This window comes from Streptomyces sp. NBC_00691 (assembly GCF_036226665.1).
Lineage (GTDB): Bacteria > Actinomycetota > Actinomycetes > Streptomycetales > Streptomycetaceae > Streptomyces.
Genome location: NZ_CP109007.1, coordinates 4,961,976 through 4,981,133 on the forward strand (window position 1 = coordinate 4,961,976; position 19,158 = coordinate 4,981,133).

The window sequence follows — 19,158 nt, forward strand, 5'->3', positions numbered from 1 at the left end:
ACGGACGAGCCTAGCCGGGCGGACCGGGCGCCTCGCAGCGCCCGTCCTCGCAGGCCCCGGGCCCGCGGTCCGGCCCCTTGAGGGCCTCGCGCCACTTCGCCGCCGCCAGGACGGTCATCCGGGCGAAGGGCTGCCCCGCCGGGGTGGCCAGCCAGTGGGCCTTGGCCCGGTGGTCGGCGAGCGCCCAGAGGCAGACGATCCAGGCGGAGGTCTCCCGGTAGACCTGTCCCCGGTCCCCGACCACGGTGATCTCCCGCAGGGTCGCGGTGTGGTCGAGTTCCGGGAACCGGCGCCGGGCCTCCTGCGACCCGGCCGGTACGAGGTCCAGCGGCACGAGCTGCCGCTGGCGCAGCAGCCAGTGCCTGAGGTGCACACAGAGCGGGCAGTCCGCGTCGTACAGCACGGTCAGACGCCCCACGGGGGTCGGCACGGCGCGCCCCTCTCAGCGCTGGGGCGCCGGCGGGGCCCAGGGGCCGCCCCGGGGGGTGGCGGTCCAGCCCTGCGGGCCGACCGGGGGGGCACCTGCTCGCGCTCCATGACCCCGCGGCGCCGGATCCTGTTGAGGACGTAGACGTTGCCGAGGTGCATGACGCCGAGGACCAGCAGGACGACCCCGAGCTTCACGGAGAGCGCCTCGAAGAGCGCGCGGGCGTCGAGGACGGCGTCGTCCTGGCTGAGGTAGAGGGCGACGAAGCCGAAGTTGACGAGGTAGAACCCCACCACCAGGAGGTGGTTGACGGCTTCGGCGAGCTTCTCGTTCCCGTGCAGGACGTCCGCCAGGAAGATCCTTCCGTTGCGGCTGAGCGTGCGTGCGACCCAGACGGTCAGCGCCACGCTGATCAGCAGATAGACGATGTACGCGACGACAGTGAGGTCCATGCCCCACCCTCCCTTGAACGCGTTCAAAAGCTGTTGGTCATGACTGTAGACCTCTCTTTGAACGTGTTCAAGTCGCTTGCGCGGCCGGGGGAAACCCGCTGGCCACCGCCGGTCCGGGCGCATAGGGTCCCCCGAATGACGCTCTCTCATGACCTGGCCGGCCAGGGCCCCTCGACCGTTCTCCTGCTGCACTCCGGGGTCTGCGACCGCCGGATGTGGGAGGGGCAGTTCCACGCCCTCGCGGAGGCCGGACACCGGGTCGTCCGCTGTGACCTCCGCGGCTTCGGCGACACCCCCGTCGACGCCGCGCACACCCACGCCGACGACGTACGCGACCTCCTCGACCACCTCGGCGTCGAACGGGCGGCCGTCGTCGGCTCCTCCTTCGGCGGCCAGGTCGCGCTGGAACTCGCCGTCCGACACCCCGGACGCGTCTCCGCCCTCGCCCTGCTCGCCTCCGGCATCCCCGGCTTCGAACCCGGCGAGGAGCTGCGCGCCTGGGGAGACCGCGAGGACGAACTGCTCGATAAGGGCGATCTCGACGGCGCCGTCGAGCTCAACGTCGACACCTGGCTCGGACCCGAGGCCGGACCCGGGGTCCGCGCGCTCGTCCGGGAGATGCAGCGGCGCGCCTTCGAGGTCCAGCTCGCCGCCCCCGAGGAGTTCGAGCCCGTCACCCCCGAGGTCACCGCCGACGACATCGCCGGGATCGGGGTCCCCGCCCTCGTCGCCGTGGGCGCCCACGACCTTCCCGACTTCCGGGCGGTCGCCGACGACCTCACCCGCCTCCTGCCCGCCGCCCGCCGCGTCGACCTCGACTGGGCCGGTCACCTCCCCGCCCTGGAGCGCCCGGACGAGACCGCCCGGCTGCTCACCGCCTTCCTGGCGGAGGCGGTGCGGTAGGCCTCAGCGGAAGCGGCGTACCCCCGGCACGAGGGCCGTCGCGGCGCAGCAGCCGCCCACGGCGACGGCCGCGGCGAGCAGCGGCACCTCCGGCCCCCAGGCCGAGGCGGCGAGCGGCGCCAGCGCGTACCCCAGGGGCATGGCGGCCAGTGAGAGCAGCCAGTCGTACGAGGTGACCCGGGCCAGCGCGTGGGCGGGCACCGCCCGTTGGACGGCGGTCTCCCAGACGGGGGAGAGGAATCCGAGGCCCGCCTGCGCGAGCCCGTAGGCCGCGATCGTCAGGGGCGCGGGCGCGGCGACCGCGAGCAGGACCAGCGGCAGCGCGTACGTGGCGAGCCCGAGGTTCGCCGTGAGGACCGGGCGCCGGGGCGTGACCCGGTCGGCGAGCAGCGCCCCGAGGAGGAAGCCCACGGCGCCGACCTGGAGCAGGACGACCCAGGTGGTGCCGCCGCCGAGCCGCTGCACGGCGATGGCGGGCCCGAGGGTCATCAGGACGGCCGCGGCGCCGTTCCAGGCGCTGTGGCCGATCAGGCTGGTCCAGTACCAGTCGCGTGAGCGGACCTCCTGCCAGCCCTCCGCCAGGTCGGCGCGGAGCGAGCGGCGCGGGATCGGTACCCGCTTCACCCGCACGGCCGCCAGGAGGGCCGCGCTGAGGGCGAACGTCGCCGCGTCGAGGACGAACGCCCAGCCGGGGCCCACGGTCAGGACGAGGGTGCCGGCGAGTGCGGGGCCGCCGAGCCGGGTGGCGCTCTTGGCGATGCTCATCGCGGCGTTGGCCCGGTGCAGCGACTCGGCCGCCACCGTGCCCTTCACCAGCGGCGCGACGGTCGGCATGGCGAAGGCGCCGGCCGCGCCGCCGAGCGCCTCGGAGACGGCGAGGACGGCCAGGCTGGGCGCTCCGCCGAGGAGTTGGATCCCGACGATCAGCTGGGTGACGCAGCGCACGAGGTCCGTGGTGAGCGCGACGGTGCGGGCGTCGAACCGGTCGCCGACCACGCCGCCGAGCGGCAGCAGGAGCAGCTTGGGCACCATCGCGCAGCCGAGGACCAGGGCGAGCGCGGAGGTGGATCCGGTGGCCTCCAGGACGGCCAGGGCGAGGGCTGCGGGGATGGCGGCGTCGCCCAGGAGGGAGAGGGTGCGGCCGGTGAAGAGCAGCCGGAAGGAGCGGGTGCGCAGGGGGTGGGGGACGGGCGGCGGCGCCGTGGCCGTGGCAGCGGTCATGACCCGAAGAGTATTTCGTTACCGAATAATTCGTCAACGAAATACTTCTCGGGTGGATCCCTGCCCGTCGACGTACGATCACCCCATGGCGCAACCCGAGGAACGGCGTACTCCGAGCGAAGCCCCCGCTCCGGGCGAGCCGAGTGCCGCCCACGAGCCGCATGCCGCCCGCGACGCGGGTGGGGCACGCGACGCGCATGCCGCGCGCGACTGGACCGACGAGCATGTCGCCCGCTGGCAGCCCGTCCTGCCCGCCCTCGACCCCGTCGTCGAGGGCGCCGTCACCCGGATGAAGAAGCTCTCGGTCCATCTGCGCCGGGTCAGGGAGCAGTCGCTCGTCGACTTCGACCTGGAGCGCCACGAGTTCGACACCCTGCACAAGATCGCGGGCCGGGGCGGCAGCGCCGCGCCCTCGGAACTCGCCCAGGACCTCGACCTGGCCCCGGCCTCCGTCTCCGGCCGCCTCGACGCGCTGGAGAAGCGCGGGTTCGTCCGCCGCACCCAGTCCACCACCGACCGGCGCCGGGTCGTCGTCGAACTCACCGCCTCCGGCCGCGAGACCTGGCTCGGTGCCATGGACGTCCTCGGCCACGAGGAGTACCGCCTGCTCGGCGTCCTCACCCCGGAGGAACGCGCCCTCCTCAACGGCATGCTGCGGCGCGTCATGGTCGAGGCCGAGTCGACGCAGCCGACCCGCCACTGGTAGGCGCCCCGCCCGCCGGCCACCGGTCCCGGACACGACGAAGGGGCGCCCTCGGGCGCCCCTTCATCGACGACGGCCGCTCACATGCTGAGCGACCGCGCGTAGTTCAGCTGACCCATCACCCAGTGGATGGTGTCCGGTCCGCGCGCCGGGATCATCGTCGCGTGGTGCTTGCCGCCGCTGGTCACGGTGACCTGGATGAAGCCGGTGGTCGTCTTCTCCTTCATCAGGAGGAACAGCAGACCGAGCAGGCAGAAGATGAAGAAGATGACCGCGAGCACGATCGCGACCGTGGGCATCTTCTCCTCGGTCCGCGACATGTCCATCGCGTTCCACACGGAGCCCTTGAGCGGCATCGGACCGGCCGGCGTGATGATCTGGTCGCCCACCACGGTGATGTCACCGAGGCTCAGCAGCGGCGTGCCGCCACCCTGCGGGACGCCGGGCACCTGCTGCGGCGGCACCGGCACCCCGCCGGGCAGGGTCGGCTGGTACGCCGGGGGGTGCGGGTACCCGTAGGCGGGCTGGCCCGGCTGCTGCTGCCCGGGGCCCCACTCGTACTCCTCCGACCGGTAAGGGTTCGGCTCGCTCATCAGTCCCCGTCCTCCACAAAGAAAAAGCCCGCTCCTGCACGCCGCAGCGTACAGAAGCGGGCCGAACCACCGAACCATGAGCCGGGAAACCCGGCCCCGGAACCTCAGTGATCAGAAGCGACGCGTGATCAGCGCGCGCTTCACTTCCTGGATCGCCTTCGTGACCTCGATGCCACGCGGGCAGGCGTCCGTGCAGTTGAACGTCGTGCGGCAACGCCACACGCCGTCCTTGTCGTTCAGGATCTCCAGGCGCTGCTCGCCGGCCTCGTCACGCGAGTCGAAGATGAAGCGGTGCGCGTTGACGATCGCGGCCGGACCGAAGTACTGACCGTCGTTCCAGAAGACCGGGCAGGACGACGTGCACGCGGCGCACAGGATGCACTTGGTGGTGTCGTCGAAGCGCTCGCGGTCCTCGGCGGACTGCAGGCGCTCGCGCGTCGGCTCGTTGCCCTTGGTGACCAGGAAGGGCATGACGTCCCGGTACGCCTGGAAGAACGGCTCCATGTCGACCACGAGGTCCTTGAGGACCGTGAGGCCCTTGATGGCCTCGACCGTGATCGGCTTCTCGGGGTTGATGTCCTTGATCAGCGTCTTGCAGGCGAGCCTGTTCTTGCCGTTGATCCGCATCGCGTCCGAGCCGCAGATGCCGTGCGCGCACGAGCGACGGAAGGTCAGCGTGCCGTCGACGTCCCACTTGATCTTGTGGAGGGCGTCGAGCACACGCTCCTTCGGGTCGATGTCGATCTGGAAGTCCTCCCAGACCGACGCGTCCGACACCTCGGGGTTGAAGCGGCGGATCCGCATCGTGACCGTGATGTACGGGGAGGCGGCGGACTCCGCCTCGACCTTGTCCAGTACGGGGGTAGCCATCAGTACTTACGCTCCATCGGCTGGTAGCGGGTCGTCACGACCGGCTTGTAGTCGAGACGGACGGTCTCGGAGCCGTCCTCGCCGACCTCGCGGTACGCCATGGTGTGACGCATGAAGTTGACGTCGTCGCGGTTGGGGTAGTCCTCGCGGTAGTGACCGCCGCGGGACTCCTTGCGCGCCAGGGCCGAGACGGCCATGACCTCGGCCAGTTCGAGCAGGTTGCCCAGCTCGATGGCCTCCAGGAGGTCCGTGTTGAAGCGCTTGCCCTTGTCCTGGATGGACACGTTCTCGTAGCGCTCGCGCAGCTCGGCGATCTTCTCGACGGCCGTCTTGATCGTCTGCTCCGTGCGGAACACCATCACGTTGGCGTCCATCGTCTCCTGGAGCTCACGGCGGATGTCGGCCACCCGCTCGTTGCCCGTGGAGTTGCGCAGCTTCTCGATCGTCGCGACGACGAGGGACTCCGGGTTCTCCGGCAGCTCGACGTAGTCGTGCTTGGCGGAGTACTCGGCGGCCGCGATGCCGGACCGCTTGCCGAAGACGTTGATGTCGAGCAGCGAGTTGGTGCCCAGACGGTTGGCGCCGTGCACGGAGACACAGGCGACCTCGCCGGCCGCGTACAGGCCCGGGACGACGGTGGTGTTGTCCGCCAGGACCTCACCCTCGACGTTGGTCGGGATGCCGCCCATGGCGTAGTGCGCGGTGGGCTGGATCGGGATCGGGTCCGTGTACGGCTCGATGCCGAGGTACGTACGGGCGAACTCGGTGATGTCCGGGAGCTTGGCGTCGAGCTGCTCCGGCGGGAGGTGCGTCAGGTCCAGGTAGACGTGGTCGCCCTCGGGACCGCAGCCGCGGCCCTCGCGGATCTCCGTGTAGATGGAGCGCGAGACGACGTCACGGGACGCGAGGTCCTTCATGACCGGCGCGTACTTCTCCATGAAGCGCTCGCCGTCCTTGTTGCGGAGGATGCCGCCCTCACCGCGGGCGCCCTCCGTCAGCAGGATGCCCATGCGCCAGATGCCCGTCGGGTGGAACTGGAAGAACTCCATGTCCTCCAGCGGCAGACCGCGCCGGTAGCAGGCCGCCTGGCCGTCACCCGTCAGCGTGTGCGCGTTGGAGGTCACCTTGAAGAACTTGCCCGTGCCGCCGGAGGCGTAGATCACGGCCTTGGCCTGGAAGATGTGGATCTCGCCGGTGGCCAGCTCGTACGCGACGACGCCGGCGGACTTCTTGACGCCGTCGACCTCGGTGATCAGCTGGTCCAGGACGTAGAACTCGTTGAAGAACTCCACGCCCTCCTTGACGCAGTTCTGGTACAGCGTCTGGAGGATCATGTGGCCGGTGCGGTCCGCGGCGTAGCAGGACCGGCGGACCGGGGCCTCGCCGTGGTTGCGGGAGTGACCGCCGAAGCGGCGCTGGTCGATGGTGCCGTTCGGGGTCCGGTTGAACGGCAGGCCCATCTTCTCCAGGTCGAGGACGGCGTCGATGGCCTCCTTCGCCAGGATCTCGGCGGCGTCCTGGTCGACCAGGTAGTCACCGCCCTTGACCGTGTCGAAGGTGTGCCACTCCCAGTTGTCCTCCTCCACGTTCGCCAGCGCGGCGGCCATGCCGCCCTGCGCGGCGCCCGTGTGGGACCGGGTGGGGTAGAGCTTCGTCAGCACGGCGGTGCGGCTGCGCTTCGTCGACTCGATGGCGGCGCGCATGCCGGCGCCACCGGCGCCGACGATGACGGTGTCGTACTTGTGGATCTTCATGTCGTGGATTACCTCAGCCCCGTGCCTAGCGGATGTTCGGGTCGAAGGTGAAGATCACCAGCGTGCCCAGAAGGATGGTGAACACCGTGGCGGTGTACAGCAGGCCCTTGAGCCACAGGCGCGTGTTGGCCCGCTCCGCGTAGTCGTTGATGACGGTACGGAGGCCGTTGGCGCCGTGCAGCATGGCGAGCCAGAGCATCAGCAGGTCCCAGACCTGCCAGAACGGGGACGCCCAGCGGCCGGCCACGAAGGCGAAGCCGATCTTGGAGACGCCGCCGTCCAGGAAGAGCTGGATCAGCAGGTGGCCGAGGACCAGGACGACGAGGACCACGCCCGAGAGGCGCATGAAGAGCCAGGCGGCCATCTCGAAGTTGCCGCGGGTCGCGCGCGGGGTCTTGCCGGTGCGCTTGCGGGGGGCCTCGATGTACGGCGCGGGGTTGTCCACGTCGTAGTGGGCGCCGCCCTCGACGGGACCGATCGCGGTGGAGGTGGTGTCAGCGGACATATCTGGCGTCAGCTCCCGAACAGTTCACGTGCGGCGTGGCCGAGGATCGGGTACAGCGAGCCCGCCATCAGCACGACCCAGAGGCCCACGACGGTCCAGAGCATCTGCTTCTGGTAGCGCGGGCCCTTGGACCAGAAGTCCACGGCGATGACACGGAGACCGTTCAGCGCGTGGAAGAGGATGGCAGCGACGAGGCCGTACTCGAGGAGAGCGACGATCGGCGTCTTGTAGGTCGCGACGACCTCGTCGTACGCCTCGGGGGAGACGCGGACGAGAGCGGTGTCCAGCACGTGTACGAACAGGAAGAAGAAGATGAGGACGCCGGTGACTCGATGAGCCACCCAGCTCCACATTCCTTCCCGGCCGCGGTACAGCGTTCCAGCCGGCACGGAAAAACCCTCCGGGAGCGGGGATCAGGGTCGGCCGGCTTCTCTGTCGGTCTGACCCGGCCGGGTACGGTCCACCGGCCCCGGTCATCGTAGCGACGACTTGTCGGTTCGCTCGCGCGGGGTCCATCGGTGTGATCAAACAGGCACGGACGGACTATCGCACAGGCCGGAATCGCCGTATTCCGGACGGATTCACGGCCCGGAGTGTCGCGGTGTGAGGGCCTCCGCGAGTCGGAACGCCAGCCGGGCGCGGGCGAGCCGCCTCAGTTCGTCGGCGGCGATCACGCGTTCCTCCTCCGGTTCGTTGCCGAGACGTGACCGAATGCCTGCCAATACCTGGTCGAGACGCTCCCCGGGCCTCACTCCGTCGAGGCTGATCACGAACGCGCGTCCGAAGCTGCTCTCGTACGCGGCGTGGGCGGCCCGCAGCGCGGTCCGCGCGGCCGGCGGCGCGTCGGGGTGCGGCAGTGCCGAGGACTCGGCGGCCAGGGCCTCGTCGAGATCGGCGCGGGAGAGGTCGTACCCGGCCTCGTCGGCGGCGGCGAGCAGCGCGTCGACCGTCGGGTACGGACGGTGCGCCGCCACCCGTTCGGCCCAGCGGAGGCTGTGGCAGCAGGACAGGAGCAGGGTCTCGGCCTCGACGGGCGAGGCCGCGTTGAAGCCCGCGAGACCGCGGACCGAGGGGCCCTGGCTCTGGGCGGGTATGGCAGGCGTGTCCGTGGAGCCCGGCTTGCGGCAGGGGACATGGGTGTCGCTGGTCAGCGTGGGCTCCGGTACTCCGGGACGGGTGGGGCGGCTCGCGCGGGGGACGGGCGCGATGGGGTGGGTGTGACGCAACGTTACCGACGGGACGAGGGAAGTGTCCGACGGATGCGCGAATTTCACCCGGAAGGGAGAGTTTCGGAACAGGTGATGGACGCATGGGTTCCGGTCACGGCGCCGTCGCGTCCCCCGATTGGCCGGACCGCCCGCAGTACGGGAGGATTCCGAATGATGCGGTACTCCATACGAGGGCCCCACAAGGGCCCCGCACTCCTGGCGACGGCGGTGGCACTGGCCACCGTGGCGGCCTGTTCCGGCGGATCGCCGTCCGGCCCGGGGACGTCCGCCGCCCCCTCCGGCACGGCCTCCACGAGCGCGGCGCCCACCAGCGCGCCGCCCAGCCCGACGCCCACGCCGACCCGGACCTACCCGCTCTCCACCGCGCCCCGCACGATCCCCGCGGTCCGCGACCACGAGGCCGCCCGCGGACCCGGCTGGAAGCCCGCCGCCCCCGCGGGCGTCGTCGTCGCGGCCAACAGCCCGGGCCTCGCCGACGAGGGCAGGCTCCTCGCCGGGGAGCTCGGCATCCCGTACCGCGGCACCGTCGCCGTCGGGCCCGGGGACGTCGAGCTGGCGCTCGGCGGGACCGGCGCCCGCGAGTCGTACACGCTGACCGTCCGTGACGACCGGGTCCGGATCACCGGCCCCGACGAGGCCGGGGTCTTCTACGGCACCCGCACCCTCAAGCAGTCGGTCAAGGCCACCGGCGCGGTGCCGGAGGGCGTCGTCACCGACGCGCCCGCGAAGCCCCAGCGCGGACTGAACGTCGACATCGCCCGCAAGTTCTTCACCGCCGGCTGGATCGAGGACCGGCTCCGCGAGATGGCCGACCTCAAGCTCAACCAGTTCGGTCTCCACTTCTCCGACGACCAGGGCTTCCGGATCGCCTCGGACTCCCACCCCGAGATCGTCTCCGCCCAGCACCTCAGCAAGGCCGAGGTGCGCCGGATCCTCGCCCTCGCGCAGAGCCTGCACATCACCGTCGTGCCCGAGATCGACTCGCCCGGACACCTCGGCGCCGTCCTGCGCGCCCACCCGGACCTCCAGCTGCGCAACGTCCGGGGGACGCCGCGGCAGGGCGCCATCGACATCTCCAAGCCGGCCTCGGCGAAGATCGTCGACGATCTGCTGCGCGAGTACTCCGCGCTCTTCCCCGGGGGCTGGTTCCACGTCGGCGCCGACGAGTACCAGGCGCTGACCGTCCGCAGCCCCTCCGCCTCGTACCCGCAGCTGGCCGAGGCGGCGCGGCAGAAGTACGGGCCCCAGGCCGGCGTCCAGGACCTCGCGGAGGGCTGGCTGAACGACCGCGCCGCCGTCGTGCGCACGGCCGGGAAGACGGCCAAGGCCTGGAACGACGGCTTCTTCCGCGGTGGCGTCGTCACCGCGGACCGGCGCATCGAGGTCGAGTACTGGACGGGCAAGGAGATCGGCGCGCGCCCGCCCTCCGAGTACCTGGCCGAGGGCCGCCAGGTCGTGAACCTCAACGACGAGTACCTGTACTACGTCCTCGGCGAGCCCAACCAGTTCACGTACCCCACGGGCCGCCGCATCTACGAGCAGTGGACCCCCCTGGTCCTGCGCGGCACGACCCCGGTCGCCGCCCGGTACGCCCCCCAGATCCTGGGCGCCCGGTTCGCGGTCTGGTGCGACCTGTCGGCGGCCCAGACCCCGGCCCAGGTCGCGAACGGCATCCGCATGCCGCTGACGGCCCTCGCCCAGAAGGTCTGGGACGCCAGGACGCCGACCCTGACGTGGGACCGGTTCACGGCACTGGCGACGCAGCTGCGGTGATCTTCGACGTGGACGGGATCGGTCCGGATCGCGTACGTTCCCCCGGCGGCGGCCGCCCGGCCGCCACAGGATCCCGGGGGGGACCACATGCTCATGCTGCGCAATCCGAACGGCCTTTCCCACGCCGTCGTGGCCCTGCTCGGGGGCAACATCTTCTTCGACGTCCTGCTCGGTCTCGCCGACATCCGTGATCTGGCGGCCGACGAGACGGAGTACGTGGATTCGACGAGGTTCGGGACGCTCGACCTGAACCTGGTGTACAGCCTGTCGTTCACGCTGTACGTGGCGACGGGGATCGTCTTCATCGTCTGGTTCCACCGGCTGCGGAAGAACGCCGAGGTCTGGGCCGCTGACCTGCAGACCCGGAAGCCGGGCTACGCCGTCGGAGGCTGGTTCATTCCCATCGGCAACTTCTGGATCCCCCGGGCGGTCGCCGTGGAGATCTGGCGGGCCAGCCGCTGGGAGCCGTACGCCGCCGACGGCAAGCGGGAGCTGACGCTGCTCAACACCTGGTGGACCTGCTGGATCGTCGGCACCGTCGTGAACTGGACCTCCGGCCAGATGCTCAAGACGGCGGAGACCACCGGCGACTACGACGCCGCGAGCCAGTGGTCGCTCGTCGGCTTCGGACTCGACATCGTCGCCGCCGTCCTCGCCATCCTCGTCGTCCGCCGTCTGACCTCTATGCAGCACACCAAGGCCACTGGCATGATTCCGGCCGCGCAGTGACGAAAAAGCGCTGTCCGGCGCAGTAGGGGACGTACTGCGTCCGTATCTGGTGGCGAGGAGGCGTCCATGACGTCGGTGACGGGTCGGAGCCTGCTGGAACTGATCGACGGGGCCGACGAGCGGGGCCTGGCCGCGGCCGGTCTCGCCTGCCTCGACCGCTGCCTCCCGCTGCTCCCCGGTGACCGGGGCGACGCCCTGCGCCCCGTGTGGGCCGCCGTCGCACGCGGCGACGGCGCGGCCTGGGGCGAGGCCGTCGCCAAGGCCCAGGTCGAACTGGACGTGGAGCCGGGCGCCGACGACGCGGACGCCGGGGCCGTACGCGGCATGCTCGCGTTCGCCCCGACGGCCTGGACGGCCGACGCCCTGCGCGTCTGGGCCGCGGCCTGCTCGGCCACGGCCCTCGCCCTGCACGGGCGGTACGACGCCGCCGACGTGCCCGACGGCCTCGTCGAGCGCTGCCAGGCCGGCGACGCGGACGGCGCGGGCCCGCTGCTCGCGGGAGAGCTCCGCCGTCAGCAGGCCGTCCTCGACTCGGTCGCCCACGGCCCGACCGGCCTGCGCCGGGCGCGTGAACTCTCCGTCGAGGGCGGCCGGGTGCTGCGCGCGGTCGTCTCCCGCCGGGCCCGCACCGCCTGACCAGGCCCTAGGACGCCGCCTCCGGGGACGTGATCGTCGCCGAGGCGATCGTCTCGGCGATCTGCCGCTCCGCCGTGGACTTGTCGAGTCCGAGGCCGGTCAGTACGCCCGTACCGTCCTCGTGCTCCAGGAGGGCGAGCAGGATGTGCTCGGTGCCGACGTAGTTGTGGCCGAGGCGCAGCGCCTCGCGGAACGTCAGCTCCAGGACCTTCTTCGCCGCCGTGTCGAACGGGACGAGCGCGGGCATCTCGGCGGCGGGCGGCGGCAGGGTCGCCGTGACGGTCTCACGGACCTCGTCGACGGTCACGCCCCGCGAGGTGATCCAGAGCGCCGCGAGCCCCTCGGGCTCGGCGAGCAGGCCGAGCGTCAGGTGGGCGGGGGAGATCTCGTCGTTCCCGGCGCTCCTGGCCTCGTTCTGGGAGGAGACGACGACGTTCCGCGCCCGGGGGGTGAAGCGGCCGAACCCCGCGCTCGCGTCCATCTTCTCCGCGTCCGGGTCCTTGGGGACGAATCGCTTCTGGGCCGCCTGGCGGGTGACGCCCATGCTGCGGCCGATATCGGTCCAGGAGGCGCCGGAGCGCCGGGCCTGGTCCACGAAGTGGCCGATGAGGTGGTCGGCGACCTCGCCGAGGTGGTCCGCCGCGATGACCGCGTCGGAGAGCTGGTCCAGCGCGTCGGGGTGGACCTTCTTGATCGCTTCGATGAGTTCGTCGAGGCGGACAGGGACATTCATGCCGACTGGATGCGTCATGAGGCAACCCTAGGTTGACAGTTGAGGACTGTCAACCTTCGGTTGACACTCGGGTGAAGGGTGAGCGGCCCGAGGGGTCCGAGGGGAGAAAAAGGGAGACGGCCGGGGTCGCCACCCCCCACAGGAGAGACCCCGGCCGTCGTCCACGGAGCCGCAGCACGGCTCCGTACTCCATTCAGCGCCGGGAGTGCGCTTTGTGTCACACCGCGGCCGCGGCGGAGGCGTGCCGCGCACCACCGCCCGAAGGTTGCAAGTTGTACAAAGAGCCCGGACCGCGTGGACGTGGCGCCGCGACACGACGTAGCGTGCAGATGCGCGAGACGGCGCGGCGGCGGTGACCAGCCGCGATGAGGCGACGACGCGACCGACGAACAGGGTTTGGGGAGTGCTGGGGGACGACGCGGAGCTGACGGCCGCGGTGCTCGCTGCGCAGGACGGGGACGAGGACGCGTTCCGTACTGTGTATCGCGCCGTGCATCCACGGTTGCTCGGCTACATACGCACACTGGTCGGCGACACCGAGGCGGAGGACGTCGCCTCGGAGGCCTGGCTCCAGATAGCCCGCGACCTCGACCGCTTCGACGGCGACGCGGACCGCTTCCGCGGCTGGGCCGCCCGGATCGCCCGCAACCGGGCCCTCGACCACGTCCGCATGCGCGGCAGGCGCCCCGCGGTCGGCGCCGACGAGACCGAACTCACCGACAAGCCCGCCGCGTCCGACACCGCGGGCGAGGCCCTGGAGGCACTGGCCACCGGCCACACCATGCAGCTGATCGCCCAGCTCCCGCAGGACCAGGCCGAGGCGGTCGTCCTGCGCGTCGTCGTCGGCCTCGACGCCAAGACCGCCGCCGACACCCTGGGGAAACGCCCCGGAGCCGTCCGTACCGCGGCCCATCGCGGCCTCAAGAAGCTGGCCGAACTCCTCGGCGTCGACGGCGAGCCGGCCGGCCCCGACGGCGCCGGTGAGGCCGTCGTACCGCTGGACGGTGTCCCTCCGCAACGCGGGCGCGTGCCGGGGTCCGTGGCCCCGGGCGGTGTGACGCAATCGCGTCCGCGTACGCAGAAGGACATGTGATGGCCGACGAGCGGTACCAGTGGCTCGACCAGGAGGCCGCGGAGCGGCTGCTCCGCGGCGAGCCGGTCGAAGCCGTCGACGACCACGCGCGCTCCCGGGCCGAGCGCCTGGCCGGAGCCCTCGACGCGGCCCGCCTCCCGGCCGTCCCTCCGGCCGCACGCACCGAACTCCCGGGCGAGGCCGCCGCACTCGCGGCCTTCCGCGCGGCGCACGCGGAGCGCGCCGCCGCCCGAGCGGCCGCCCCCGTCGCCGCGGCCACCGTGAACCGCGCCGAACACGCCGAACTCGGCCGGGTGCGGCTCGCCCCCGTGCCCGCCCGGCGGCCCCGCTGGGGACGCTCCCTGCGGTACGGACTCGCCGCCGCGGTCGCCGCCGTCACCGTGGGAGGGGTCGCCGTCGCCGCGGGAACGGGTGTGCTGCCCATGGTGGGTCCCGCGCCCGCCAGCTCCGTCACGGCGGGGGAGAACGCCGACCCCCTCGTCTCGGAGGACCCCGGCATACGCCAGGACCCCGAGGCACCCTCGACGGAGCCGGGCGGCGGCGGTGACGGCACACCCGGCGCGTCCCCCTCGGCCACCACCCCGCCGTCCACCGGATCCCCCGACGGGAACGGCACGGACACCCAGGGCCCGGGCAGCCCGAGGCCGGACAGGGGCACACCGGGCACCGGCACGGGAACGGGCACCGCCCCGACCGGACCGGGCAAGGAGACCGGCGGCACCGGCACGAACGACGGCACGGGCGGCGACCCGAGCATGGCGAAGTCCCGCGAACGGGTCCTCAAGGCCTGCCGGGCGTTCCGCTCGGGGCAGCTCGACGCCACCGGCCGCAAGGGGCTCACGAGCATCCTGCGCGACGGCGAGACCCTGCGCCGCTACTGCGACCGGATCCTGGGCGGCGGCACTGCCGCGCCCGAGGACGGCGGCAGCGACGGCGGCAGCGACAAGGACGCCACGAAGGACGGGTCCGACGACGACCCCAAGGGCGACGGGAGCGACGGCCGGAACGGCGACAGCGGCCGGGACCGCCGCGACACGGCCCGTTCCCCGGCCCCCGGCAGCGCCGGACTCACCGCCGTACTGCCCCTCGGAATCGGCGTCGGAGCACGCGTCCCGCTCCCGGTGTAACACTTCCGGACCCGCCGGCGCAGTACTGAGTGTGCCGACTGGTCATCGGCCGCGCAGTGAGCCGGGGTTCCCCCCGTACCTACGGCTCCGCGCACATGGCGCGGGTGGGACACGTTCCCCCGGTCCCACCCGCGCCCTCTCCCTTCCCCTCCCGGCTCACCGGTGGACGGGGCCCCCGGTCACCAGTGGACGACGACCTTGTCGCCGACCTTCACCTGGTCGAAGAGGGTCGTGAGCTTGGCCCGGTCCCGGACGTTGACGCAGCCGTGCGAGGCGCCGTTGTAGCCGCGCGCCGCGAAGTCCGCCGAGTAGTGCACCGCCTGGCCGCGGCTGAAGTACATCGAGAGCGGCATGGGCGTGTGGTAGAGCCGCGACCAGTCCTGCCGGACCTTGCGCTCCACGGTGAAGATGCCCTCGCGGGTCGGGGTGTTCTCCGAGCCGAAGCGGACGTCCATCGACGAGACGACCTTGCCGTCGATCATCCAGGCGAGCGTCCGGCTCTCCTTGCTGACGCACAGCACCCGGCCGGTCATGCACCGCGCGTCGGGAGTGTCCAGCTGGTTGGTCGTCGACGGCTTCAGCTCGTCAGCGGTCGGCTTCCGGCTCGCGTCGAGCAGCCGCTGCCAGGTCGTGCCGTCGACCGAACCCGTCCGGGGCAGCCCCTCCTTCTTCTGGAAGGCCTTGACCGAGCCGGCCGTCATCGTCCCGTAGAAACCGGTGGGCGCGCGGTCGAAGTGCTTGAGCTGCCGCAGCCGCGCCTGGAGCTCACGGACCTGCTCGTTCTCGTCGCCGTCGTCCAGCAGGACCTTCGCCGCCCCGGAAGGAGAACCGGAGGGAGTCCCGGAAGGGGTCCCGGAGGGCGACTCCGTGGGCGCCGCGGTGGTGGCCGACGGGGACGGGGGCTTGCCGTCCTCCGTAGGGGCGTCGGTCGGGGCGCTCGCGGTCGGCCGGGAGGCCGAGGGCGTCGGGCTCCCGGAGCCGCCTCCGGAGCCGGCGGCCTGGGCCGTACAGCCGGCGGCGAGAGTCACCGAGGCCGCTGCCAGAACCACTCTGCGTATGACGGAAGAAGACCGCTTCATTGTTGCCCCCCGGGACGATTCGTATGTACCTAGGGATGCTTCCCGCGCGCGCGTGGTTGCGCGCGCTCAGGTCACGATCCGCGCATGCTGGGGGAGGGGCCCATCTCTTCGGGAGGCACAGTCAATGGCGCGCGAGTCGGAGTCGGGACAGCCCATCGAGCCGGTCTACGGACCGGAGTCGCTGGCGGGCTGGGATCCGGCGGAGAAACTGGGCGAGCCGGGCGCGTACCCCTTCACCCGCGGGGTGTACCCGTCGATGTACACCGGCCGGCCGTGGACGATGCGCCAGTACGCGGGCTTCGGCACCGCGGTCGAGTCCAACGCCCGGTACAAGCAGCTGATCGCCAACGGCACCATGGGCCTCTCCGTCGCCTTCGACCTGCCGACGCAGATGGGCCACGACTCGGACGCGCCGATCGCCTCGGGCGAGGTCGGCAAGGTCGGGGTGGCGATCGACTCGGTCGAGGACATGCGGATCCTGTTCGACGGCATCCCGCTGGACAAGGTCTCCACCTCGATGACGATCAACGCCCCCGCCGCCCTGCTGCTCCTCATGTACCAGCTGGTCGGCGAGGAGCAGGGGGTCCCGGCGGACCGGCTGACCGGCACGATCCAGAACGACGTGCTGAAGGAGTACATCGCCCGCGGCACGTACATCTTCCCGCCCAAGCCCTCCCTCCGGCTGATCGCGGACATCTTCCAGTACTGCCGGGCCGAGATCCCGAAGTGGAACACGATCTCGATCTCCGGCTATCACATGGCGGAGGCGGGCGCCTCGCCCGCGCAGGAGATCGCGTTCACCCTGGCCGACGGCATCGAGTACGTACGGACCGCCGTCGCCGCCGGGATGGACGTGGACGACTTCGCCCCCCGGCTCTCCTTCTTCTTCGTGGCCCGCACGACGATCCTGGAGGAGGTCGCGAAGTTCCGGGCGGCCCGCAGGATCTGGGCCCGGGTCATGAAGGACGAGTTCGGCGCGGAGAACCCCAAGTCGCTGATGCTCCGCTTCCACACCCAGACCGCGGGGGTGCAGCTGACCGCCCAGCAGCCCGAGGTCAATCTCGTCCGCGTCGCCGTCCAGGGCCTCGCCGCCGTGCTCGGCGGGACGCAGTCGCTGCACACCAACTCCTTCGACGAGGCCATCGCCCTGCCGACGGACAAGTCCGCCCGCCTGGCCCTGCGCACCCAGCAGGTCCTCGCGTACGAGACGGACGTGACCGCGACCGTGGACCCCTTCGCGGGCTCGTACGTCGTGGAGAGCATGACCGACGACGTCGAGGCCGCCGCGCTGGAGCTGATGGGCCGGGTCGAGGACATGGGCGGCGCGGTCAGCGCCATCGAGCGGGGCTTCCAGAAGGGCGAGATCGAGCGCTCGGCGTACCGGATCGCGCAGGAGACCGACAGCGGCGAACGGGTCGTCGTCGGCGTCAACCGCTTCACGGCCGACATCGAGGAGCCGTACGAGCCACTGCGCGTCGACCCGGCGATCGAGGCCCAGCAGGCCGAACGCCTCGCCGCCCTGCGGGCAGGCCGCGACCAGGAGGCGGTGGACGAGGCCCTCGCGGACCTGAGGAGGGCGGCCGCGGGGACGGAGAACGTCCTCCCGCCGATGAAGGAGGCCCTCAGGGCCCGCGCCACCGTCGGCGAGGTCTGCCACGCACTGCGGGAGGTCTGGGGCACCTACGTCCCGACCGACGCCTTCTGATCTTCCGCGATACGAAACACGCAGGCGGAGTGTCGTACTGACATGCGACACTCCGCTTCATGCTGGGTGTCACCGATCTTCCGACCTATCTCGTGGGTCTCGTCCTCATCATCCTCCTGCCGGGGCCGAACTCGCTGTACGTGCTGTCCGTCGCCGCCCGCAAGGGCACGCGGACCGGCTACCGGGCCGCCGCCGGAGTCTTCACCGGCGACGCCGTCCTCATGACGCTGGCCGCCCTCGGCGCCGCGTCCCTCCTCCAGACCACCCCCCTGCTCTTCATGATCGTGAAGTACGCGGGCGCGGGCTATCTGGCCTGGATGGCGTACGGGATGCTGCGCTCGGCCCGGGAGATGTGGCGCTCGCGCGGCGAGGTGGAGCGGACGGCGGACGACGGGACCGAGGAGGCCACGGCCGGGCCGGGGGAGAACCCGTACCGCAGGGCGCTCGTCATCAGCCTCTTCAACCCGAAGGCGATCCTCTTCCTCATCTCCTTCTTCGTGCAGTTCGTGGACCCGGCGTACGCCTACCCGGCCCTCTCCTTCCTGGTGCTCGGCACGCTCCTGGAGATCGGCAGCTTCCTCTATCTGACGATGCTGATATTCGGCGGCACCCGGCTGGCCGCCGCGTTCCGCCGCCGCCGTCGGCTCTCGGCGGGAGCCACCTCCGCCGCCGGCGCCCTCTTCCTCGGCTTCGCCGCGAAGCTCTCCCTCAGCAGTGCCGCTTGACCCTCACACCGTGTGAGGCCGTTCCGTAGGGGTCGTCATGTTCACCATCGGAGACTTCGCCCGGCACGGGCGGGTGTCGGTCCGGATGCTGCGCCACTACGACGCCATCGGACTGCTGCGCCCGGCCCGGGTCGACCCGCACACGGGCTACCGCTTCTACACGGCGGACCAGCTCGCCCTGCTCAACCGCGTCATTGCGCTCAAGGACCTCGGCTTCACCCTGGAACAGGTCGGCGCGATCCTCGACGAGAAGATCGACGCGGACGAACTGCGGGGCATGCTGCGTCTGCGCCAGGCCGAGCTCGAAGCGGCCCTGGCGGAGGCACGGGCACGGCTCGCCCAGGTCGGCGCGCGGCTCCAGGCCATCGAGAGCGAGGGACGCATGTCCACCCAGGACGTCGTCGTCAAGAAGATCCCCGCCGTTCGGATCGCGGAACTGAGCGCGGTCGCCGCGAGCTTCGCCCCGCAGCACATCAGCCCGGTCATCGGGCCCCTGTACGACGAGCTGTGCGGTCGCCTGGAGGCCGCCGGGATCACCGGGTTCGGCCCCGGGATCGCGTACTACGAGGACGCCGGCAAGGGCGACGGCTCGGTGCTCGTGCACGCCGGGATGACCGTCCCGGAGGGGACGGCCGTGGAGGGCGCCGAGGTGCACGTCCTCCCCGGCATCGAGGAGGCGGCGACCGTCGTCCACCGGGGCTCGATGGACACCGTCCTGCCGACCGCGCAGACCCTGGCCCGCTGGATCGAGGCCAACGGCTACCAGACGCGGCACTACGCGCGGGAGCTGTACCTGGAATGCCCCGAGGACCCCTCCCGGTGGGTGACGGAGCTCCAGGAGGAGATCGTCCGCGCCTGACGCGCGCCCCCGGTTCGGCCCGCGGGCCCGGGTCCCCCGCAC

The 19,158-nt window shown here is 71.6% G+C and carries 20 protein-coding genes and 1 pseudogene; 10 read left to right on the plus strand and 11 right to left on the minus strand.

Going from position 1 to position 19,158, the window contains the following annotated elements; genetic code table 11:
• Positions 1–10: 10 nt before the first annotated feature.
• Both OG392_RS22520 and OG392_RS22525 read right to left on the minus strand, forming a co-directional pair.
• Positions 11–430 carry a thiol-disulfide oxidoreductase DCC family protein gene (locus tag OG392_RS22520; protein WP_329282191.1) on the minus strand — a complete coding sequence of 140 codons (420 nt, stop codon included), beginning with the start codon at positions 428–430 and terminating at the stop codon, positions 11–13.
• Positions 431–442: 12 nt separating this feature from the next.
• Positions 443–879: pseudogene (locus OG392_RS22525) on the minus strand (hypothetical protein).
• Positions 880–1,014: 135 nt separating this feature from the next.
• Between OG392_RS22525 and OG392_RS22530 the strand changes: the two are divergent.
• A complete protein-coding gene (locus OG392_RS22530; RefSeq protein WP_329282194.1) occupies positions 1,015–1,782 on the plus strand; it encodes an alpha/beta fold hydrolase in 768 nt (255 codons plus the stop codon).
• 3 nt (positions 1,783–1,785) lie between these two features.
• Here OG392_RS22530 and OG392_RS22535 read toward each other — a convergent pair whose 3' ends face one another.
• Positions 1,786–3,003, minus strand: a complete 1,218-nt coding sequence (locus tag OG392_RS22535) for an MFS transporter (protein ID WP_329282195.1) — start codon at positions 3,001–3,003, stop codon at positions 1,786–1,788.
• Between the two features lie 85 nt (positions 3,004–3,088).
• On the opposite strand from OG392_RS22535, the gene OG392_RS22540 reads away from it, so the two are divergent.
• Positions 3,089–3,709, plus strand: a complete 621-nt coding sequence (locus OG392_RS22540; protein WP_329282197.1) for a MarR family winged helix-turn-helix transcriptional regulator — start codon at positions 3,089–3,091, stop codon at positions 3,707–3,709.
• 77 nt (positions 3,710–3,786) lie between these two features.
• On the opposite strand, the gene OG392_RS22545 is transcribed toward OG392_RS22540, so the two are convergent.
• The 6 genes from OG392_RS22545 to OG392_RS22570 all read right to left on the minus strand — a co-directional run bounded on the left by OG392_RS22545 (position 3,787) and on the right by OG392_RS22570 (position 8,579).
• Entirely contained in the window at positions 3,787–4,299 is a 513-nt protein-coding gene (locus OG392_RS22545; RefSeq protein ID WP_329282200.1) for a hypothetical protein, read from the minus strand.
• 111 nt (positions 4,300–4,410) lie between these two features.
• Positions 4,411–5,169, minus strand: a complete 759-nt coding sequence (locus tag OG392_RS22550) for a succinate dehydrogenase iron-sulfur subunit (RefSeq protein ID WP_317874556.1) — start codon at positions 5,167–5,169, stop codon at positions 4,411–4,413.
• Positions 5,169–6,923 carry a succinate dehydrogenase flavoprotein subunit gene (gene sdhA / locus OG392_RS22555; RefSeq protein ID WP_329282205.1) on the minus strand — a complete coding sequence of 585 codons (1,755 nt, stop codon included), beginning with the start codon at positions 6,921–6,923 and terminating at the stop codon, positions 5,169–5,171. Before sdhA ends, OG392_RS22550 begins: the two co-directional genes overlap by 1 nt.
• Before the next feature lie 25 nt (positions 6,924–6,948).
• Positions 6,949–7,428, minus strand: a complete 480-nt coding sequence (locus OG392_RS22560) for a succinate dehydrogenase hydrophobic membrane anchor subunit (protein WP_030318423.1) — start codon at positions 7,426–7,428, stop codon at positions 6,949–6,951.
• Between the two features lie 8 nt (positions 7,429–7,436).
• Positions 7,437–7,817, minus strand: coding sequence for a succinate dehydrogenase, cytochrome b556 subunit (gene sdhC / locus OG392_RS22565; RefSeq protein WP_329282208.1), 381 nt, complete (start codon positions 7,815–7,817; stop codon positions 7,437–7,439).
• Between the two features lie 192 nt (positions 7,818–8,009).
• A complete protein-coding gene (locus OG392_RS22570; protein ID WP_443055090.1) occupies positions 8,010–8,579 on the minus strand; it encodes a 2-oxo-4-hydroxy-4-carboxy-5-ureidoimidazoline decarboxylase in 570 nt (189 codons plus the stop codon).
• A 228-nt stretch (positions 8,580–8,807) separates the two neighbouring features.
• Between OG392_RS22570 and OG392_RS22575 the strand changes: the two genes are divergently transcribed.
• The 3 genes from OG392_RS22575 to OG392_RS22585 all read left to right on the plus strand — a co-directional run bounded on the left by OG392_RS22575 (position 8,808) and on the right by OG392_RS22585 (position 11,795).
• Complete coding sequence (locus tag OG392_RS22575) at positions 8,808–10,430, plus strand: beta-N-acetylhexosaminidase (RefSeq protein ID WP_329282212.1); 1,623 nt, start codon at positions 8,808–8,810, stop codon at positions 10,428–10,430.
• Positions 10,431–10,523: 93 nt separating this feature from the next.
• Positions 10,524–11,159: a DUF4328 domain-containing protein gene (locus OG392_RS22580; RefSeq protein WP_329282214.1), complete on the plus strand. Its 636-nt coding sequence runs from the start codon at positions 10,524–10,526 to the stop codon at positions 11,157–11,159.
• A 66-nt stretch (positions 11,160–11,225) separates the two neighbouring features.
• Positions 11,226–11,795, plus strand: a complete 570-nt coding sequence (locus tag OG392_RS22585; RefSeq protein WP_329282216.1) for a hypothetical protein — start codon at positions 11,226–11,228, stop codon at positions 11,793–11,795.
• 7 nt (positions 11,796–11,802) lie between these two features.
• Here the strand turns inward: OG392_RS22585 and OG392_RS22590 are convergent, their stop codons facing one another.
• The gene (locus tag OG392_RS22590; protein ID WP_329282218.1) at positions 11,803–12,546 is read right to left on the minus strand and encodes a Clp protease N-terminal domain-containing protein; all 744 of its coding nucleotides are present in this window, start codon (positions 12,544–12,546) and stop codon (positions 11,803–11,805) included.
• A gap of 385 nt (positions 12,547–12,931) precedes the next feature.
• Between OG392_RS22590 and OG392_RS22595 the strand changes: the two genes are divergently transcribed.
• Together OG392_RS22595 and OG392_RS22600 are read left to right on the plus strand one after the other, a co-directional pair.
• A complete protein-coding gene (locus OG392_RS22595; protein ID WP_329282220.1) occupies positions 12,932–13,621 on the plus strand; it encodes an RNA polymerase sigma factor in 690 nt (229 codons plus the stop codon).
• Complete coding sequence (locus OG392_RS22600; RefSeq protein ID WP_329282221.1) at positions 13,621–14,748, plus strand: hypothetical protein; 1,128 nt, start codon at positions 13,621–13,623, stop codon at positions 14,746–14,748. Before OG392_RS22595 ends, OG392_RS22600 begins: the two co-directional genes overlap by 1 nt.
• Before the next feature lie 179 nt (positions 14,749–14,927).
• Here the strand turns inward: OG392_RS22600 and OG392_RS22605 are convergent, their stop codons facing one another.
• Complete coding sequence (locus OG392_RS22605; RefSeq protein ID WP_329282224.1) at positions 14,928–15,827, minus strand: L,D-transpeptidase family protein; 900 nt, start codon at positions 15,825–15,827, stop codon at positions 14,928–14,930.
• 124 nt (positions 15,828–15,951) lie between these two features.
• On the opposite strand from OG392_RS22605, the gene OG392_RS22610 reads away from it, so the two are divergent.
• From OG392_RS22610 to OG392_RS22620, 3 genes are read left to right on the plus strand one after another with little or no spacing between them, the layout of a single operon-like run.
• Entirely contained in the window at positions 15,952–17,532 is a 1,581-nt protein-coding gene (locus tag OG392_RS22610) for an acyl-CoA mutase large subunit family protein (protein ID WP_329282226.1), read from the plus strand.
• A gap of 59 nt (positions 17,533–17,591) precedes the next feature.
• Positions 17,592–18,257, plus strand: a complete 666-nt coding sequence (gene leuE, locus OG392_RS22615; protein ID WP_329282228.1) for a leucine efflux protein LeuE — start codon at positions 17,592–17,594, stop codon at positions 18,255–18,257.
• Between the two features lie 37 nt (positions 18,258–18,294).
• Positions 18,295–19,116 (plus strand): MerR family transcriptional regulator, encoded by an 822-nt coding sequence (locus OG392_RS22620; RefSeq protein ID WP_329282231.1) that lies wholly within the window; start codon positions 18,295–18,297, stop codon positions 19,114–19,116.
• Positions 19,117–19,158: the final 42 nt, after the last annotated feature.

Bases quoted from the DNA above. Each gene is read 5' to 3' on its own strand.
- OG392_RS22600 (WP_329282221.1), top strand. From the start codon at position 13,621: ATGGCCGACGAGCGGTACCAGTGGCTCGACCAGGAGGCCGCGGAGCGG.
- OG392_RS22590 (WP_329282218.1), bottom strand. From the start codon at position 12,546: ATGACGCATCCAGTCGGCATGAATGTCCCTGTCCGCCTCGACGAACTC.
- OG392_RS22530 (WP_329282194.1), top strand. From the start codon at position 1,015: ATGACGCTCTCTCATGACCTGGCCGGCCAGGGCCCCTCGACCGTTCTC.
- OG392_RS22550 (WP_317874556.1), bottom strand. From the start codon at position 5,169: ATGGCTACCCCCGTACTGGACAAGGTCGAGGCGGAGTCCGCCGCCTCC.
- leuE (WP_329282228.1), top strand. From the start codon at position 17,592: ATGCTGGGTGTCACCGATCTTCCGACCTATCTCGTGGGTCTCGTCCTC.
- OG392_RS22560 (WP_030318423.1), bottom strand. From the start codon at position 7,428: ATGTCCGCTGACACCACCTCCACCGCGATCGGTCCCGTCGAGGGCGGC.
- OG392_RS22545 (WP_329282200.1), bottom strand. From the start codon at position 4,299: ATGAGCGAGCCGAACCCTTACCGGTCGGAGGAGTACGAGTGGGGCCCC.
- OG392_RS22535 (WP_329282195.1), bottom strand. From the start codon at position 3,003: ATGACCGCTGCCACGGCCACGGCGCCGCCGCCCGTCCCCCACCCCCTG.
- OG392_RS22605 (WP_329282224.1), bottom strand. From the start codon at position 15,827: ATGAAGCGGTCTTCTTCCGTCATACGCAGAGTGGTTCTGGCAGCGGCC.
- OG392_RS22575 (WP_329282212.1), top strand. From the start codon at position 8,808: ATGATGCGGTACTCCATACGAGGGCCCCACAAGGGCCCCGCACTCCTG.
- OG392_RS22620 (WP_329282231.1), top strand. From the start codon at position 18,295: ATGTTCACCATCGGAGACTTCGCCCGGCACGGGCGGGTGTCGGTCCGG.
- sdhA (WP_329282205.1), bottom strand. From the start codon at position 6,923: ATGAAGATCCACAAGTACGACACCGTCATCGTCGGCGCCGGTGGCGCC.
- OG392_RS22610 (WP_329282226.1), top strand. From the start codon at position 15,952: ATGGCGCGCGAGTCGGAGTCGGGACAGCCCATCGAGCCGGTCTACGGA.
- OG392_RS22585 (WP_329282216.1), top strand. From the start codon at position 11,226: ATGACGTCGGTGACGGGTCGGAGCCTGCTGGAACTGATCGACGGGGCC.
- OG392_RS22580 (WP_329282214.1), top strand. From the start codon at position 10,524: ATGCTGCGCAATCCGAACGGCCTTTCCCACGCCGTCGTGGCCCTGCTC.
- OG392_RS22540 (WP_329282197.1), top strand. From the start codon at position 3,089: ATGGCGCAACCCGAGGAACGGCGTACTCCGAGCGAAGCCCCCGCTCCG.